At 56.3% G+C, this 17,450-nt stretch carries 18 protein-coding genes; 17 read left to right on the top strand and 1 reads right to left on the bottom strand.

All coding sequences use genetic code 11. The annotated features are described in order from the left end of the window. Window positions 1–6 precede the first annotated feature (6 nt). The 17 genes from AC3G2T_RS31080 (at window position 7) to spoVM (ending at window position 16,924) form a co-directional block, all read left to right on the top strand. Window positions 7–1,875, top strand: a complete 1,869-nt coding sequence (locus tag AC3G2T_RS31080) for a bifunctional homocysteine S-methyltransferase/methylenetetrahydrofolate reductase (protein WP_488437925.1) — start codon at window positions 7–9, stop codon at window positions 1,873–1,875. A gap of 29 nt (window positions 1,876–1,904) precedes the next feature. Continuing rightward, on the top strand, window positions 1,905–2,789 hold the full coding sequence (locus AC3G2T_RS31075; RefSeq protein ID WP_488437924.1) for a YicC/YloC family endoribonuclease: 885 nt from the start codon (window positions 1,905–1,907) through the stop codon (window positions 2,787–2,789). A 32-nt stretch (window positions 2,790–2,821) separates the two neighbouring features. Then, on the top strand, window positions 2,822–3,082 hold the full coding sequence (gene remA, locus AC3G2T_RS31070; protein ID WP_009672664.1) for an extracellular matrix/biofilm regulator RemA: 261 nt from the start codon (window positions 2,822–2,824) through the stop codon (window positions 3,080–3,082). Next, a complete protein-coding gene (gene gmk, locus AC3G2T_RS31065) occupies window positions 3,072–3,710 on the top strand; it encodes a guanylate kinase (protein ID WP_488437923.1) in 639 nt (212 codons plus the stop codon). Before remA ends, gmk begins: the two co-directional genes overlap by 11 nt. A gap of 3 nt (window positions 3,711–3,713) precedes the next feature. Further along, entirely contained in the window at window positions 3,714–3,929 is a 216-nt protein-coding gene (rpoZ, locus tag AC3G2T_RS31060; protein WP_474686584.1) for a DNA-directed RNA polymerase subunit omega, read from the top strand. A 64-nt stretch (window positions 3,930–3,993) separates the two neighbouring features. Continuing rightward, the gene (gene coaBC / locus AC3G2T_RS31055; protein WP_488437957.1) at window positions 3,994–5,211 is read left to right on the top strand and encodes a bifunctional phosphopantothenoylcysteine decarboxylase/phosphopantothenate--cysteine ligase CoaBC; all 1,218 of its coding nucleotides are present in this window, start codon (window positions 3,994–3,996) and stop codon (window positions 5,209–5,211) included. Between the two features lie 12 nt (window positions 5,212–5,223). After that, window positions 5,224–7,743, top strand: coding sequence for a primosomal protein N' (gene priA, locus AC3G2T_RS31050; RefSeq protein ID WP_488437922.1), 2,520 nt, complete (start codon window positions 5,224–5,226; stop codon window positions 7,741–7,743). Window positions 7,744–7,776: 33 nt separating this feature from the next. After that, window positions 7,777–8,259 carry a peptide deformylase gene (def, locus tag AC3G2T_RS31045; protein ID WP_474686586.1) on the top strand — a complete coding sequence of 161 codons (483 nt, stop codon included), beginning with the start codon at window positions 7,777–7,779 and terminating at the stop codon, window positions 8,257–8,259. Beyond that, window positions 8,256–9,230: a methionyl-tRNA formyltransferase gene (fmt, locus tag AC3G2T_RS31040; protein WP_488437921.1), complete on the top strand. Its 975-nt coding sequence runs from the start codon at window positions 8,256–8,258 to the stop codon at window positions 9,228–9,230. Before def ends, fmt begins: the two co-directional genes overlap by 4 nt. Beyond that, entirely contained in the window at window positions 9,172–10,779 is a 1,608-nt protein-coding gene (rsmB, locus tag AC3G2T_RS31035) for a 16S rRNA (cytosine(967)-C(5))-methyltransferase RsmB (protein ID WP_488437920.1), read from the top strand. The genes fmt and rsmB overlap by 59 nt, the downstream gene beginning before the upstream one ends. 88 nt (window positions 10,780–10,867) lie before the next feature. After that, window positions 10,868–11,911, top strand: coding sequence for a dual-specificity RNA methyltransferase RlmN (gene rlmN / locus AC3G2T_RS31030; RefSeq protein WP_488437919.1), 1,044 nt, complete (start codon window positions 10,868–10,870; stop codon window positions 11,909–11,911). A 15-nt stretch (window positions 11,912–11,926) separates the two neighbouring features. Then, window positions 11,927–12,685: a Stp1/IreP family PP2C-type Ser/Thr phosphatase gene (locus tag AC3G2T_RS31025; protein ID WP_474686590.1), complete on the top strand. Its 759-nt coding sequence runs from the start codon at window positions 11,927–11,929 to the stop codon at window positions 12,683–12,685. 3 nt (window positions 12,686–12,688) lie between these two features. Further along, window positions 12,689–14,806: a Stk1 family PASTA domain-containing Ser/Thr kinase gene (gene pknB / locus AC3G2T_RS31020; protein ID WP_488437918.1), complete on the top strand. Its 2,118-nt coding sequence runs from the start codon at window positions 12,689–12,691 to the stop codon at window positions 14,804–14,806. Next, window positions 14,806–15,732, top strand: a complete 927-nt coding sequence (gene rsgA / locus AC3G2T_RS31015; RefSeq protein WP_474686591.1) for a ribosome small subunit-dependent GTPase A — start codon at window positions 14,806–14,808, stop codon at window positions 15,730–15,732. Before pknB ends, rsgA begins: the two co-directional genes overlap by 1 nt. 4 nt (window positions 15,733–15,736) lie before the next feature. Beyond that, window positions 15,737–16,387 carry a ribulose-phosphate 3-epimerase gene (rpe, locus tag AC3G2T_RS31010; protein ID WP_488437917.1) on the top strand — a complete coding sequence of 217 codons (651 nt, stop codon included), beginning with the start codon at window positions 15,737–15,739 and terminating at the stop codon, window positions 16,385–16,387. A 17-nt stretch (window positions 16,388–16,404) separates the two neighbouring features. Further along, window positions 16,405–16,650, top strand: coding sequence for a hypothetical protein (locus AC3G2T_RS31005; protein ID WP_474686593.1), 246 nt, complete (start codon window positions 16,405–16,407; stop codon window positions 16,648–16,650). 193 nt (window positions 16,651–16,843) lie between these two features. After that, a complete protein-coding gene (gene spoVM / locus AC3G2T_RS31000) occupies window positions 16,844–16,924 on the top strand; it encodes a stage V sporulation protein SpoVM (protein WP_474686636.1) in 81 nt (26 codons plus the stop codon). Window positions 16,925–16,996: 72 nt separating this feature from the next. Here the strand turns inward: spoVM and rpmB are convergent, their stop codons facing one another. Then, entirely contained in the window at window positions 16,997–17,185 is a 189-nt protein-coding gene (gene rpmB / locus AC3G2T_RS30995; RefSeq protein ID WP_474686594.1) for a 50S ribosomal protein L28, read from the bottom strand. Between the last annotated feature and the right edge of the window lie 265 nt (window positions 17,186–17,450).

The raw sequence follows: 17,450 nt of genomic DNA, 5'->3' as shown, positions 1-17,450 counted from the left end.
GTTGCGATGAAAACGGATCTTCGTACGGCGCTGCAGCGGGATATTATTACCGGCGACGGCGCTATGGGGACTTATTTATATCAGATGGGGTTTCCTGTCGGCATTTCTTACGAGGAATTGAATTTGCTGCGGCCGGAAACGATTGAAGGCGTGCACCGACGCTATTTTGAGGCCGGTGCCCGGCTTATCGAGACGAATACGTTTTCCGCCAATCGTGAAAAGCTGTCCAAATACGGCCTGGAAGGCGAAGTGGAAGCGATCAACCGCGCCGGCGTTGCGCTTGCCCGGCAAGCGGTCGGCAGCGATGCCTACGTAGTCGGAGCGATCGGCTCGATCCGCGCTGGCAAAAAGAAAAACGTCCGCACGGCCGATATGGAAGCGTCGCTCCGCGAGCAGATCGGCGTGCTCCTCGATTCGCCCGTAGACGGACTCCTGCTGGAGACGTTTTTCGACCTGGAAGAGCTGCAGCTGGCGCTCGGCATTATCCGCAGCATGAGCGAGCTGCCGGTCATCTGCCAGTTCGCGACCGAAGGTACCGGCAGCACGGCTGACGGCGTTCCGCTGCAGGAGGCGTTCGAGCGGCTGCGCGACGCCGGCGCCGATTGCATCGGCTTCAACTGCCGCGTCGGCCCGAACGGCATTCTCCGCACGATGGAGAAGCTGACGCCGCTGGCCGGCGTGCCGTTCTCCGCGTTCCCGAACGCGGGGCTTCCCGACTACGTCGACGGGAAGTACTCGTTTGCGGCGACGCCCGAGTACTTCGCCGAGAGCGCGCTGCGCTTCGCCGATCTCGGCGCGCGCCTGATCGGCGGCTGCTGCGGCACGACGCCGGAGCATATCGCCGCTGTCGCCAAGGCGCTCAGCGGCTACGTCCCGGCGGCGCCCGGCGCCGCCCACGCGCACGCTCCGGCCGTGCGCGTTCAAGAGCCGGCCGCTGCGCCGCCGGCGGCAAAGCCGACGCTGCTGGACAACGTCAGGCAGCGCAAAACCGTCATCGTCGAGCTGGATCCCCCGCGGGATCTCGACATCGATAAATTCCTGCAGGGCTCAAAGGCCCTGCAGGACGCTCACGTCGACGCCATTACGATGGCCGACAATTCGCTGGCCGTGACGCGCATGAGCAACCTCGCGCTCGGCTATCTCGTGCAGGACAAGCTGGGTGCGCGTCCGCTCATCCATATCGCGTGCCGCGACCGCAACATGATCGGGACGCAGTCCCATCTCATGGGCCTGCACGCGCTCGGCATCGACCATGTGCTGGCCGTGACCGGCGATCCCGCCAAATTCGGCGATCTGCCCGGGTCCAGCTCGGTGTACGATCTCACTTCGTTTGAGATCATCCGCATGATCAAGCAGCTCAACGAAGGCATCGCCTTCTCCGGCAAGCCGCTGAAGAAAAAGGCGAATTTCGTGATCGGCGCGGCATTCAATCCGAATGTGAAGCATTTGGACAAGGCGGTCAAACGGCTGGAGCGCAAGATAGAGGCGGGGGCAGACTACATTATGACGCAGCCCGTCTACGACGCCAAGCTGATTGAGCAAATTTATGACGCTACGAAGCATTTGCAGGTTCCGATCTTCATCGGCGTGATGCCGCTGGCGAGCGGGCGCAATGCGGAGTATTTGCATAATGAAGTGCCAGGCATCCAGCTTTCCGAATCCGTGCGCGCGCGGATGTCCGGACTGGAGGGCGAAGCAGGGAGAACGATGGGCGTCGAAATCGCCAAGGAACTGCTTGACGCGGCCATGCAGCATTTTAACGGCATTTATCTCATGACGCCTTTCCTCCTTTACGAAATGAGCGTCCAGCTGACGAACTATGTTTGGGAAAAGTCGAATCGCCGTGATTTCCACTTGTACCCACTTTCAAAATGAATTAAAATAGGGTAATGGATGTGATCAGGATGATTTGCAGCATGACCGGGTTCGGACAAGCGAACCGCTCTTTTGCCGGCTACAAGGTGTTTATCGATATCAAGTCGGTCAACCACCGGTACTGCGAAGTCGCGATCCGAATGCCCAAAGAATGGGTCTGCTTTGAAGATTCGCTTAAGAAAACCGTGCTGCAAACGATCAAACGGGGACGGGTTGACGTCTTTGTAACTGCAGAGAAAGAAACTGTTTTTACGAAACATGTGACTGTGGATTTCGCTTTGGCGGACGCTTATTTGCAGGCCGCCGAACAATTGAAGCAGCGCTTCGGCTACGCAGATCAGGTTTCGCTGCAAGATTTGCTGCGGCTTCCCGATCTCGTGCAGATGAAAGAAGAGCGCGCCGAGCCTGACGAATCGTTCGAACAGGAGCTGTGCACCTGCTTGCAGGAGGCGGCAGCCCGGCTGTCCGACATGCGCCGGCAGGAAGGCGCGATGCTGGCGCGGGACATTGGCGAGCGGCTGTCCGAGCTGCGGAAGCTTCACTCGGAGCTTCAGGCGTTCGCTCCGCGGGTCGTGCAGGATTACGCGGCCCGGCTGAGCGGTCGGATTCAATCGCTTATGCAAGATCTTCCGCACGTTGACGAGCAGCGCCTGGCGACGGAAATCGCCATGTTTGCTGACCGTTCCAATGTGGATGAAGAACTGACGAGGCTGCAAAGCCATTTCGTCCAGGTTGACGGACTGCTGAGTTCCGAGGAGCCGGTAGGCCGCAAGTTCGACTTTTTGATTCAGGAAATGAATCGCGAAGTGAATACGATCGGTTCCAAGGCGAATCATTCCGAGCTGACGGCCCGGGTGATCGAGATGAAAGCCGAATTGGAAAAAATGCGGGAACAAGCACAGAATATCGAGTGAAGCGTTCATGCGCTTCGCGAGGAGGAAGTTGAATGGCTATCAAATTAATCAATATCGGGTTCGGGAACATCGTATCAGCGAACCGTATCATCTCGATCGTCAGCCCCGAGTCGGCGCCGATCAAGAGGATCATTCAGGAGGCGCGCGACCGCCACATGCTGATTGACGCCACATATGGCCGAAGAACCCGTGCCGTTATTATCACCGACAGCGACCATGTCATCTTGTCGGCGGTACAACCTGAAACGGTAGCGCATCGACTTTCCAACAAGGACGATGATCATGACGAGTAATACGAATACGCTCGAACGCGAGAGAGGTATTTTGATCGTGTTGTCCGGCCCTTCCGGCGTCGGCAAAGGGACGGTTTGCGCTTCGCTGCGCAAGCTGTCGCCGGAAATTGTATATTCGGTTTCCGCAACGACCCGGGCTCCCCGTCAGGGAGAGGTCGAGGGCGTGAATTATTTTTTCAAGACGAGGGAACAATTCCAGCAGCTTATAGATACAGACGAAGTGCTGGAATGGGCCGAATACGTAGGCAACTTTTACGGAACTCCAAGACGTTTCGTGGAGGATACGCTGCGTTCGGGCCAGGACGTCATTCTGGAGATTGAAGTCCAGGGCGCGCTGCAGGTCAAGCAGAAGTTTCCCGAGGGCGTGTTTATTTTCTTGCTTCCGCCGTCGCTGGATGAGCTGCAAAACCGCATCGTCACGCGCGGCACGGAGACCGATGAAGTCATTCGCAACCGGATGTCCGTCGCCGTGGATGAAATTCGTTTGATGGAGCATTATGACTATGCCATCGTCAACGACCGCGTGGAAACGGCATGCTCCAAGATTCAATCGATTCTTTTGGCGGAACATTGCAAAAAGGACCGGATGTTTCCGAAAATCATTCAATGGATCGGCGAGGTGAATTAGCATATGTTATATCCTTCAATCGATAAGCTTCTTGATAAAGTGGACAGCAAATATTCGCTGGTTGTGGCAGCGGCCAAAAGAGCCAGATTGCTGCGCGACGGCGCAAAAACCGATTTGAGATCGCAAAAATCTCACAAAAATGTCGGGCTTGCTTTGGAAGAATTGTACGGGGATTACATCTCTTACGAGAAAATCCAGACCAAAGAAATCGTGAAATAATGCTTCATCCGACAACCCTCGCGGTTGTTATTTTTTTCTCACCGAAGGAGGATGCTCCATGAGCGTGCTGCAGGGTAAAACAATCGTGCTGGGGGTATGCGGGGGGATCGCCGCTTACAAAGCCGCTGCTTTAACGAGCAAACTGACGCAGGCGGGCGCCAAAGTGCGCGTCATTATGACGGAATCCGCAACCCGTTTCGTAGCGCCGCTTACGTTCCAGACGCTGTCGCGGCATCATGTGTTTGCCGATACGTTTGACGAGAAGGACGCGTCCGTCGTTTCGCACATCGATTTGGCGGACAGCGCGGACCTGTTTCTGATCGCCCCCGCTACGGCGAACATGATCGGCAAGCTGGCGCTTGGCCTTGGGGACGATATGCTGAGCACGACGCTGCTGGCGACCATGGCCCCGATCTGGGTGGCGCCGGCGATGAATGTGCACATGTACGCCAATGCTGCGGTACAGCACAATATGGATACGCTGCGCCGCCGCGGCGTACGCTTCATCGAGCCGGGAGAAGGGCAGCTGGCCTGCGGCTACGTCGGCAAAGGGCGGCTCGCGGAGCCGGAGGAAATTGTCGCCGCGGTTGAACGGCATTTTGCCGGCAGAGGCCTGCTGCAAGGAAAGCATGTGCTGGTCACCGCGGGAGGCACGGTGGAACGCATCGATCCTGTGCGCTACATTACGAATGATTCGTCAGGCAAAATGGGGTACGCCATCGCCGAGGAAGCGGCGCGTATGGGAGCGGTTGTGACGCTTGTCACAGGTCCGACCGCACTGCCGGAGCCGCAAGGCGTGACGGCGATCCGGACTCAATCCGCGCTGGATATGAGGGAAGCGGTGATGTCGCGTTTGGACCGGCAGGAGCTCGTGATTAAGGCGGCGGCCGTCGCCGATTACCGTCCGGCCGAGGTTGCCGCGCAGAAGATCAAGAAAAAAGCGGATACGTTCACGTTGGAAATGGTCAAAAATCCCGACATTTTGCAGGAGATCGGCGAGCTTAAGCGAGGTCAGGTCGTGGTCGGCTTTGCTGCGGAAACAGAGCGTCTGGACGAGCATGCGATGGACAAGTTGATCCGCAAAAACTGCGACCTGATCGTTGGCAACGACGTTTCGCAGGACGGGGCGGGATTTGGCTCCGATACCAATGTGGTACGTATATTTGATCGGAACGGGCTCGTCGAGGCACTGCCGCTACTTAGCAAGGCTGAGGTTGCGCGCAGGCTGCTGGAGCTTGCGGCGGCCCGTCTGCCGCAAGCGCCTGACAGCCCGAGGCCGTAAAGGGGAGTTTGGATGTACGCAAAAGTCATCGTTGATGTTCCGGCCAAGCAGACGAACCGGACATTCGACTATGAAGTGCCGGAACCATTGCGCAAATGGGTAGAAGTAGGAAGCCGGGTCGGCGTGCCGTTCGGACCGCGGGTGCTGCAAGGATTCGTCGTCGAGATGCAGGAGGAAACCAAGCTGGAAGCGAAGCGGCTGAAGCCGATTCAGACCGTGCTGGATGTCGTCCCGCCGTTGACGGAAGAGCTTGTCGGACTTGGCAGATGGATCAGCCGCACGTACTTGTGCCACGAGATTACGGCGCTGCAGGCGATGCTGCCCGGCGCTTTAAAAGCGAAATATGAACGCGGAATTCGGCTCGGGGAGAAAGCGGCGGAGCAGATGCTGCTGGACTTGCCGGATTTGCAGGAAATCGTTCATTTTGTCAAATCCAAAGAAACCGTTGCGATGGAATCGCTGATGGAGCGTTTTCCGAACGACGGTCTGCTTGTCAAGCAGCTGCTGGCCGCCGGCGTGCTGTCGGAGGTACAAATCGTCAAAGACCGCATGTCCGCGAAAAAAGCGCTGACGGTTTTTCCTCCGGCTGACGTATCCGGTATGGAAGCCGCTTTAACCGGACTGCCGGCAAGGGCGGGCAAGCAAAAAGAAGTGCTGCGCTTTTTGATCGATCACCCGGATCCGGTTCGGCTTGCGGTGCTGATGGAGACGCTGCAGGTCGGCGCCGGAACGGTAAAAAGCTTGGCCGACAAAGGGCTTTTTGAGCTTCGGGAAGTGGAAGTGCTGCGGGACCCGTATGCGGGCCGCCATTTTGCGCGGACGAAGCCGCTCCCGCTGACCGCGGAGCAGAGCCGCGTTTTTGCCGAAATCCGGAGCAGCGTCGCGGATAGCAGGCATGAAGTGTTCCTGCTGCAAGGCGTCACCGGCAGCGGAAAGACGGAAGTTTATTTGCAGTCCATTCAGGAATGCCTCGATCAGGGCCGCGAAGCGATCGTGCTCGTTCCCGAGATTTCGCTGACCCCGCAAATGGTAGAGCGTTTCAAGGGCCGGTTCGGCGATCTGGTGGCCGTTCTGCACAGCCGCTTGTCGGATGGAGAGCGCTACGACGAATGGCGCAAAATTACGCGCAAGCAGGTCAAAGTGGTGATCGGGGCGCGCTCGGCGATTTTCGCTCCTTTTACCCGTATCGGACTTATTATTATAGATGAGGAACACGAATCTTCGTACAAGCAGGAAGAGAGCCCGCGGTATCATGCCCGGGAAATTGCCGTGCAGAGAGCGCTGCAGCATCAGGCGGCCGTCGTCCTCGGTTCGGCTACGCCGTCGCTGGAAAGCGTTCAAAGAACGAGAGGCTCCCGCGAGGCCGAGGAGAAGTCTGCTTACAAGCTGCTTCTGATGCAGGAACGAGTCGCGGGCAGGCCGATGCCCAAAGTGCATATCGTTGACATGCGCGAGGAACTGAAGGGCGGAAATCGCTCCATGTTCAGCAAATCGTTGTATAAAGCGTTAGAAGAACGGTTACACAAGAAAGAACAGACGGTTTTGCTGTTGAACCGCCGGGGGTACGCAACGTTTGTGATGTGCCGCACCTGCGGCTTCGTCTCGACGTGCCCGCACTGCGATATATCGCTAACGTATCATCAAAGCTCCCGGATGCTGCGCTGTCATTACTGCGGCTATGCGGAGCGGGAAGTTTCGCAGTGTCCGAGCTGCAATTCGGAGCACATCCGGCATTTCGGCACAGGCACGCAGCGCGTCGAAGAGGAGCTCGGAAAGCTGTTTCCCGGCATCCGGGTGATCCGGATGGACGTAGACACGACGACGGAAAAAGGTTCGCACGAAAAGTGGCTGACCTTGTTCGGCGAGAAGCAGGCCGATGTGCTGCTCGGCACGCAGATGGTGGCGAAAGGGCTTGATTTTCCCGACGTGACGCTGGTCGGCGTCATTGCGGCGGATACGGTGCTGAATTTGCCTGATTTCCGCTCGGCGGAACGGACGTTTCAACTGCTGACGCAGGTGGCCGGACGGGCCGGAAGGCACGAAAAGCTGGGCGAAGTGTTTGTCCAAACGTATACACCGGAGCATTACAGCGTGCAGTGCGCGAGCAGGCACGATTTTGCCGGATTTGCCGGCCATGAGCTGGACATCCGCGCGAATTTGGGCTATCCGCCGTTCCAACGGCTTATTCTGGTCACGTTTTCCCATGAGGAGCTGCCGCTGCTGGTGAAGTCGGCCGAAGCTTTTGTCACGCGCCTGAAAGAGCTTGTAGCGGAGCACTCCGTGCAGCCCGCGGATTTGTTTACGGCAGCGGCGGCAGCAGACGGGGAACCTTTTGCCATGGACGTGTTAGGGCCTGTCGCCTCGCCTATTTCCCGAATCAAGGATAGATATCGGTTCCAATGCGTGGTAAAATATCGGGGGGACGCTCAGGCTTCCGAGCTGGTAGGCCGGGCGGTCGCCTGGTTTGAGGAGCGGTCCGCGAAGGAAAAGCTGCAGATCAGCGTCGACGTGGATCCGCAATATTTGATGTAATGAGATCGAAGACTTCAGAGGTGGGTGGACTTAATGGCTATTAAAATTATTGTAAAAGATCCGGATCCGGTACTGCGGGAGAAAGCCGTTACCGTTACGAAATTCAATTCCAATCTGCATAAATTGCTCGACGATATGGCCGATACGATGTACGAAGCGGAAGGCGTCGGCCTGGCTGCGCCGCAAATCGGCATTTTGAAACGCGTTATCGTAATGGACTGCGGCGAAGAGCACGGCGGATTGATCGAGATGGTCAATCCCGAGGTCATCGATTCGAGCGGCGAGCAAACCGGTCCCGAAGGCTGCCTCAGCATACCCGGCCTGCGCGGCGATGTAAGCCGGCCTTTGAACGTTAAGGCGAAGGGCCAGGACCGCAACGGCAACGAAATCGTCGTGGAAGGCACCGAGCTGCTGGCGCGCTGCATTATGCATGAAATCGACCATTTGAACGGCGTGCTGTTTACCGATCTCGCGATCAAAACGTATACGAGCGAAGAAGAGGAAGATTCCAAGTGAACATCATTTTCATGGGTACGCCCGACTTTGCCGTGCCGTCTCTGCAAGCGCTGCTGGACGAAGGCTACGGCGTGACGGCGGTCGTGACGCAGCCTGACCGTCCGAAAGGGCGCAAGCGCGTGCTGACACCGCCGCCCGTAAAGGTGGAGGCGGAAAAGCGCGGCATTCCGGTGCTTCAATTTGAAAAGCTGCGCCAGGCCGATTCGGTGGAGGCGCTGCGCCAATTGGCGCCGGACTTGATCGTGACGGCGGCATACGGGCAAATTTTGCCGAAATCCGTTTTGCAGCTGCCGAAGCACGGGTGCATCAACATCCATGCTTCGCTGCTGCCCAAATACCGCGGCGGAGCGCCGATTCATCATGCGATCCTGGGGGGCGAGCGGGTGACCGGCGTCACGATCATGTATATGGCCGAAGGTCTCGACACGGGCGATATGATCAGCAAAGTGGAGGTGCCGATCGAGGATACCGACACGACGGGAACGATGTTCGAGAAGCTGAGTGCGGCCGGAGCCGAGCTGCTGAAGCGCACGCTGCCGGATTTGCTGGCAGGTCGCATCGAAGCGGTTCCGCAAAACGAGGCGGATGCCGTTTACTCGCCGAACATCCGCAGGGAGGACGAGCTGATCGACTGGTCGCGCTCCGCAGCGGACATTTTCAACCAGATTCGCGGGCTGAATCCGTTCCCGGGCGCTTATACGCTGTGGAACGGGGAAGTCTTGAAAGTATGGGCTTGCGCCAATCCGAATGGGACCGGCCCGGTACCGGCAAGCCGCAGCTCCGTGTTAGTCGGCGGCGCTGCACCTCGGCCGGGCACTGTGCTGCAAAGCAGCGAGCTCGGTCTTGAAGTGATGACCGGCAGCGGCACGTTGTGGCTGACGGAAATTCAGCCGTCGGGGAAAAAACCGATGGATGTTGCGCAGTTCATCCGGGGCGTCAAACTCGCGGACGGCACCGTCTTTGGCGGTTGATCCGCCCGGACACGGCGCAGTCCGGTTCGCATCGGAACTGTATCATATACAAAAAGAGGTAACCAATTTGTCTACAGATAAACATAACCGCCCGCAGGACGGGCCGGCTGCCGGCAAGCAGTCGGGCTCTTCCGGACGGGTTTCATCCAAAGGGTCAACTTCAAAGCACCGGAACCAAAGCGCTGCCTCAAGCAGCGCTGTTCGGCATTCCGCCCGCGATGCGGCGCTGGACGTGCTGACGAGAGTCGAAGAAGATCGGTCCTACAGCAACCTTCTGCTCAATCAGACGCTGCAGAAGCATCATTTGGAGCGTGCGGACGCGGCGCTGGCGACAGAGCTTGTGTACGGGACGATCGGACGGCAAAATACAATCGATTTTTTCCTGGAGCGCTTTGTCAGCAAAGGGCTCGGGAAGCTGGAGCCGTGGGTAAGATGCTTACTGCGGCTCAGTTTTTATCAGCTGCGGTATTTGGACCGCATTCCCGATCACGCGGCCGTCAGCGAAGCGGTCAATATCGCGAAGCGCCGGGGCCATTCAGGCATCTCGGGGATGGTCAACGGCGTGCTGCGGAGCGTCCTCCGCAGCAAAGAGCAGCTTGCGCTGCCGGCCGGGCTCGGCGACGCGAAGCGCATAGCGCTCGAACATTCCCATCCGGAATGGCTCGTGCGCAGATGGATCCGCCAGCTCGGCCCCGAGCTGACGGAAGCGGTCTGTGCGGCGAACAATGAGCCGCCGCACGTCAGCATCCGCGCGAACGCGATGCATGCCGGACGTGAGCAGCTGCTGCGCGAGCTGCAGGAGAGCGGCATCCGCGCGGAAGCGTCGCCGCTCGCCCCCGCCGGCATTCTCGTGCACGCGGCGGGCAACATGGCTTTGGACCCCCGCTTCGCGAGGGGGGACTTCTCGATCCAGGACGAGAGCTCGATGCTCGTCGCCGAAGCTTTGGACCCGCAGCCGGGCATGCGCGTGCTGGACTGCTGCGCAGCGCCCGGGGGCAAGACCGCGCACATCGCGGAAATCATGCGCGACCGGGGCGAGATCTGGGCGTGCGATTTGCACGAGCATAAGCGCAAGCTGATCGAGGATCAGGCGCAGCGGCTCGGACTGTCGTCCATCAAGACGCTGGTGATGGACGCTCTGGAGCTGGCGGACCATTTTCCGGCCGAGTCGTTCGACCGCATTTTGCTCGACGCTCCTTGCTCCGGCTTTGGCGTCATCCGCCGCAAGCCCGACCTAAAGTGGGCCAAGCAGGAGTCCGAAATCGCCGACATCTGCGCGCTGCAGGGCGCGATTTTGAACAAAGTCCATCGTTTGCTGAAGCCTGGAGGCATTTTGGTATACAGCACATGCACGATTGAAAAGTCGGAAAACGAAGACAGGATTGCCCGGTTTTTGGCGGAGCACGGCGATTTCTCGACGGCGCCTTTTCCCGAGCGCGCTTTTGCGGCATTGGAGCCTTCCGCGCTGGCGGCGGGAATGGCGCAAATTTATCCGCAGCAGTATCATTCCGACGGATTTTTTATCGCAAGACTGCACAAGCGCGGATAGCCCCGCTTCCGGCATGGGGATGTGTGTTCGCAGCATGTTTGTGTTAAAATAGATAGGATATTCAATTAAATAGCAGGTTGTGAGGACAATGAAACCATTTGTGTATGATTTAAATTGGGATGAGTGGCAAAGCTGGGTAAAAGAACACGGCGAATCCTCGTTCCGTGCCGGGCAAATTTTTGACTGGCTCTATGTGAAACGCGTGCTCAGCTTCGATGAAATGACGAATTTGCCGAAGGCGCTCCGCGATAAGCTGAAAGATCAGTTCGAGTTCGTCACACTGACGGAAATCGCCAAATATGAGTCGCAGGACGGTACGGTCAAGTTCCTGTTCGAGCTGGAGGATAAAAACGCGATCGAGACGGTCGTCATGAAGCATAACTACGGCAACAGCATTTGCGTCACGACGCAGGTTGGATGCCGCGTAGGCTGTACGTTTTGCGCCTCGACGCTGGGCGGTTTGAAGCGGGATTTGAAACCGGGCGAGATTGTGGCGCAGGTCGTCAAGGCGCAAAAAATGCTGGACGCAACAGAGGAGCGCATCAGTTCGATCGTCATTATGGGAATCGGCGAACCGTTTGAGAACTATGAGGCGACGATGAATTTTTTACGCAACATGATTCATCCGAAAGGGCTGAACATCGGGCAGCGGCACATTACCGTCTCGACGAGCGGCATCGTGCCGAACATTTACAAATTCGCCGACGAGAACCTGCAGGTGAATCTGGCGATTTCGATTCATGCCCCCAACGACAAGCTGCGTTCCAAGCTGATGCCGGTGAACCGGAGATTTCCGTTCGCCGACTTAATTGAAGCTTGCAAATATTACATTGCCAAAACGGGCCGCAGAATCACGTTTGAATATGCGCTGATGGGCGAGGTGAACGACCAGCCGGAGCATGCCGAGGAACTGGCCGCCGTGCTGAAAGAAATGCCGCTCAGCCATGTGAATCTGATTCCCGTCAACTTCGTTGCGGAGCGGGATTTCAAACGGACTCCCCGGGACGATATTTTCACGTTCCAGCGTATTCTCGAGAAGAGCAAAATCAATGCGACCATACGCCGCGAGCAGGGCAGCGACATCGCTGCGGCCTGCGGGCAGCTTCGGGCCAAGCATATGGAGCGCAAGTAATGAGGTGAGATCGGGATGAAGATGGTAAGCCGTACGGATATCGGCAAGGTCCGCATCGTGAACGAGGACCGCGCCGCCATACAGGACGGGCTGAACGGGTTGTCTCTGGCGATCGTTGCCGACGGCATGGGAGGGCATCAGGCCGGCGACGTTGCCAGCCAAATGGCCATCGAAATCGTTCAGGCGAAGCTGCAGACGATTCATTGGGGAATGCCGGTCGACGAGTGCAAGCAGGCGCTCCGTCAAGCGATTGAAACGGCGAATGAGACGATATTCGAATTTGCCTCGCAAAAAGAAAACTACAACGGCATGGGCACGACGGTCGTCACCGTGATCGCGTCCCAGGAGCTGCTGCTAATCGGACATATCGGCGACAGCCGGGCTTACAAAATCGATCACGACTCGATTACCCAACTGACGGAAGATCATTCGCTCGTCAATGAACTGGTCAAGCACGGACAAATTACGCTGGAGGAAGCGGTTCATCATCCGAGACGCAATGTCGTAACGCGCGCGCTCGGTACGGAGCCGGGAGTAGACGTCGACCTGTACGAGTTTTCCTGGAAACCGGGGGATATTATTCTCATTTGTTCCGACGGACTGAGCGGATTGGTGGAAGCCGAAGCGATCAAACAAACGGTCAGGACCCACTCCGATCTCGAAGAAGCCGCCGACGAGTTGATCCAAAGCGCGCTGGATGCGGGCGGGGACGACAATGTGACGGTCGTTCTGATCGCTCACGAACAAATTTCCGAGGAAGAAAAGGGGGGATGAGAATTGATCGGTAAAAAGCTTGGAGGCCGCTATGAAATTTTGGAGAGAATCGGCGGCGGCGGCATGGCTTTGGTATATAAAGGGCAGGATCTGCTGCTGAATCGCAAAGTGGCCGTTAAAGTGCTGCGCCAGCAGTACGTTCACGACGAGGAGTTCATACGGCGCTTTCGCAGAGAGGCCCAAGCGGCCGCTTCCCTTTCTCATCCCAATGTCGTCAGTATTTACGATGTCGGGCAGGAAGGCGAAATTCATTATATCGTCATGGAATATATCGAGGGCACGACCTTGAACGACTTGATCAAGGAAAAAGCGCCCCTGCAGGTGGAGGAGGCTGTTCATTACGCCAGCCAAATCGCCGATGCGCTGGATCATGCCCACCACAATGAGATCATTCACCGCGATATTAAGCCTCATAATATTTTGATCGGCAGAAACGGCCGGATCAAAGTGACTGATTTCGGCATCGCCCGGGCTGCGACGTCTTCGACGATCACGCAGACGGGCTCGGTCGTTGGATCGGTACACTATTTTTCGCCGGAGCACGCTAAAGGAACGAATACGGGAGAAAAATCGGATTTGTACTCGCTCGGCATCGTCATGTACCAGATGCTGACGGCCAGGCTGCCTTTTCTCGGGGAAAGCCCGATCAGCGTCGCGCTCAAGCATTTGCAGGAGGATGTGGAGGAACCGCGCAAGGTGAATCCGCTCATCCCGCAAAGCGTGGAGAACATTATTTTAAAAGCGATGCGCAAAAAGCCCGAGGAGCGCTATCAATCCGCAAAGCAGATGATGGAAGATCTCGATTCGTGCCTGAATTTGGACCGCCGCAACGAGGCCAAGGTTACTTTTTGGGATGCCGACGGGATGGACGAGGAGCGTACGCTGGTCATGCCGGCTATTCGCCCGAACCAGATCGGCGAGTTCAAGGACGAAGAGTTTGACAAGCCCGGCTGGCGGGAGGAATCCGCTCCGGTGAAGAAAAAGGGCTGGGTCAAGCCGGTGGTCTGGATCGTCATCCTGCTTATCGTGCTGGGCGCGATGTGGTATTTGGTCGGGTATGTAAAAGGCATGTTCACGGTCGAAACCGTGGAAGTGCCGAATGTCGCGCATAAGCCGCTTGTTCAGGCGCAGGCCGAATTGACAGCGGTGAAGCTTGGCTCAACGGTCATCTACGAAAAAAGCAAGGAAGACAAAGACCTCGTCCTGCGCCAGGACCCGTCCGGCCTGAAGCTGAACGTCGGAACCAAAGTCACGCTGTACGTGAGCGAGGGCATCGCCAAAATAAAGATGGACAATTACGTCGGCCAGTCTTTGACGGACGCCAAGCTCAAGCTCCAGTCGCTCGGCATTAGAGACGATCAAATCACGGTCAAGCCGGGAGCCATCGACGATAAGCCGGACATGATTCAGCAGCAAACCCCGGCGCCCGGCGAGGAGTTCGAGCTCGACAAAGCAGCGATTACGCTTACGGTCACCAGAGCGAAGGAAACGTTCAAAATGCCCGATCTCGTCGGCATGACGGAGAAGGACGCCAAGGATCAGATCGCCAAGCTTAATTTGAAACTGGCGGCAAACGGCGTTACCCGCGAGAAAAGCTACAAATATCCGAAGGGCAAAGTTACCAGGCAGTTTCCTTACGATAAAAATGTGGATGTAGCGGCGGGCGCCGAGATCAACCTCGTCGTCAGCGACGGACTGCCCGAAGACGCCGGCCAGCTCAACGTCAGCATCCCGGTCAAACCTACGGAGGAAGGCAAGGATACGGTGTTCAAGATCGTCGTGAGCGACGCGCAGTACGACAACTTCGAATACATGACGGAAAAAGTGAGCAAACCGCAAAATATCGATGTCAAAGTCATCGTATCGCCCGAAAAGAAAGCCGTTATTTTGATCAAAGAAGGCGACAATCTGGTGAATTCGATTACCCGGACGTATCAGGATTATTTGGATCAAAAAAATGGCAAGAACGCTACGCCCAGCCCGTCGGCCCCGACAGCTCCCAGCGCATCGCCGAAACAGCAAAGCACCGGTCCCGCTGTTCCGGCCAGCGGCAGCGGGAATACCGGCCAAGGGCAGCCGGGCGGCGCTTCGGCCAAACCCGGAACTGGAGGCGCGAATTAATGCCACAAGGATCCATCGTTAAGGCATTAAGCGGTTATTACTACGTCCTGCCCGAAGGGGCGAACATCCGCGAGGCGGATTGCGTAACCTGCCGTGCAAGAGGCGTGTTCAAGAAAAAAAATATTTCCCCGCTCGTCGGGGATCAAGTGAAATACGAGCTGACGGAGAACGGGGAAGGCACGGTAACCGAAGTGCTTCCCCGCTCGTCGGAGCTGATCAGACCGCCGATTGCAAACGTCGACCTGGTCGTGCTTGTATTCGCCGTCACGGAGCCTGTGCTCAATCTGCAGCTGCTTGACAAGTTTCTCGTTCATATCGAGAGCACCGGGCTGGATGTGCTTCTGTGCTTTACGAAATACGACCTGCTGGAAGCAAGCGGTTCGGAAGGGGAAGGGACGCTGACGGTGGCGGAGTTTGCGCGGATGCGCGAGCTCTACGAGCAAATCGGCTATCCGATCGTGACGACAAGCTCCAGGCGACATGAAGGCGTGGAAGACGTTCAGCGCCATTTGCAAAACCGGATCAGCGTGTTTGCCGGGCAGTCGGGCGTCGGCAAATCTTCTTTGCTCAATGAGCTGATCAGCGGCGCCGAACTGGAGACGAACGCGATCAGCCAGCGGCTGGGCCGGGGTAAGCATACGACCCGCCACGTCGAGCTGCTTCCGCTGGATGCGGGCGGGTACGTGGCGGATACACCCGGGTTCAGCCAGCTTGACTTCATGGAGCTGGAAGCCGAGCAGCTCGGCGGCTGCTTCAAGGAGTTTGCAGCGCATGCGGAAGGCTGCAAGTTCCGCGGCTGCCTGCATCTTCACGAGCCGAACTGCAAAGTGCGGGAGGCTGTCGCCGAGGGGACGATTGCGGCATCGCGTTACGACCACTATTTATTGTTTTTGGCTGAAATGAAAGATCGCAAGAGGAGGTATTAACCGGATGGTGTATGTAGCGCCTTCGATTTTATCGGCAAATTTTGCCAAGCTTGGGGAAGAGATTAAAGAGGCCGAACTCGGCGGAGCAGACTGGATTCATGTAGACGTGATGGATGGGCATTTTGTGCCGAACATTACGATCGGGCCGCTTGTGGTCGATTCGATTCGTCCCATGACGAAGCTTCCGCTCGATGTGCATTTGATGATTGAAGAGCCGGACCGCTTTATTCCCGATTTTGTGAAAGCGGGCAGCGATTTGATCTCCGTTCATGTGGAGGCTTGCACGCATTTGCACCGGACGCTGCATCTCATTAAAGAGAGCGGCGTTCGGGCGGGTGTCGTGTTGAATCCGGCGACGCCGATTTCCATGATCGAACACGTATTGGACGAGCGGCTTGATCTCGTTCTTATTATGACGGTGAACCCGGGCTTCGGCGGGCAAGCGTTTATTCCGGGCATGCTCGGCAAAATCCGCGCTTTGCGGGAACAAGCGAATGCAAAAGGGCTTCACGGGCTGCATATCGAAGTAGACGGGGGCATCAACGAAGCGACTGCGCGGCAAGTGGTCGAAGCGGGCGCGGATGTGCTAGTAGCCGGCAACGCCGTATTCGGCCAGCCAAACCGCGCGGATGCGATACGGAGAATTCGCGGGTAGAAAGGAAGCGGGAGACGATGAAAATCTTCTGGCTGTTCATCTACAGTATACTGTGCGGGGTATTGCTTACGCTATATACGAACATACACGACATGTCCAAATTCATATTCTCGCTCGGAGCGCTTTATGCGGGCATCCGCTTTTTCCGCCGCTTTGAGCAAAAGGGACTTCGAATCTGGTTTATTGTACTGTCGGTCATTCTCTACTTCATATTTAGCTTTGCATTTGTACTTTATACCCACATGAACGGCATAACCGGATAAAATCCGCATACATATAGTTACAAGAGTGAAACGCTCTTGTAGCTTTTTTTGCTTTCTGGAGGCGAATCTTACGGGAGCAATAATTTTAATTTACTTGGGTACCTATAAAACAAGGCACGTTTTTAAGGTCCGGGCGTATACTGTTGTGACGATGCGAGGAGCAGTCATGCAACCTGTGAAGGAGGGGTAGAGTATGAAGTTCTACACAATCAAGCTACCGAAATTTTTGGGTGGTTTCGTGAAGGCTTTACTTAATACGTTCAGCAAAAACTAAGCGCGGACATACTTAACCCAGAAAAAGCAAAAAAAGCACCTGTAAGGTGCTTTTTGTCTATCATGCCGCTATTTAAACGCGAGTCACTTTTCCGGACTTCAGCGCACGAGCGCTTACGTAGACACGTTTAGGTTTACCGTTAACGAGGATGCGAACCTTTTGAACGTTAACGCCCCAAGTACGCTTGTTTTTATTGTTAGCGTGGGACACATGATTTCCAGTGCCTGGTCCTTTACCTGTAATAAAGCATTTGCGGGACATGTTTGACACCTCCTTCGGCAGTATACAAAGCAGCCTGGGTGGCAAGCCTAAGCTTGACATGACAGCTTTCCTCAAATTTAGACTTGGCTTTTTAACTTACATCTTATAGCCAGCGAAAACACACTTAAATATAATAGCATAGCCCATCAAACCTAGTCAACGAATTACCTTTATTTTTGACGTTTATTTATTGTCTTTGTTATAGTACAATGAAGATTAGCCCATAATCTCATACATAAGGAATGCCGATGAACCCGGTTTTCTA

Source organism: Paenibacillus sp. sgz302191, assembly GCF_057749925.1.
The sequence above is the reverse complement of the archived record's forward strand: the minus strand, read 5'-3'. Positions and strand labels throughout refer to the sequence as shown.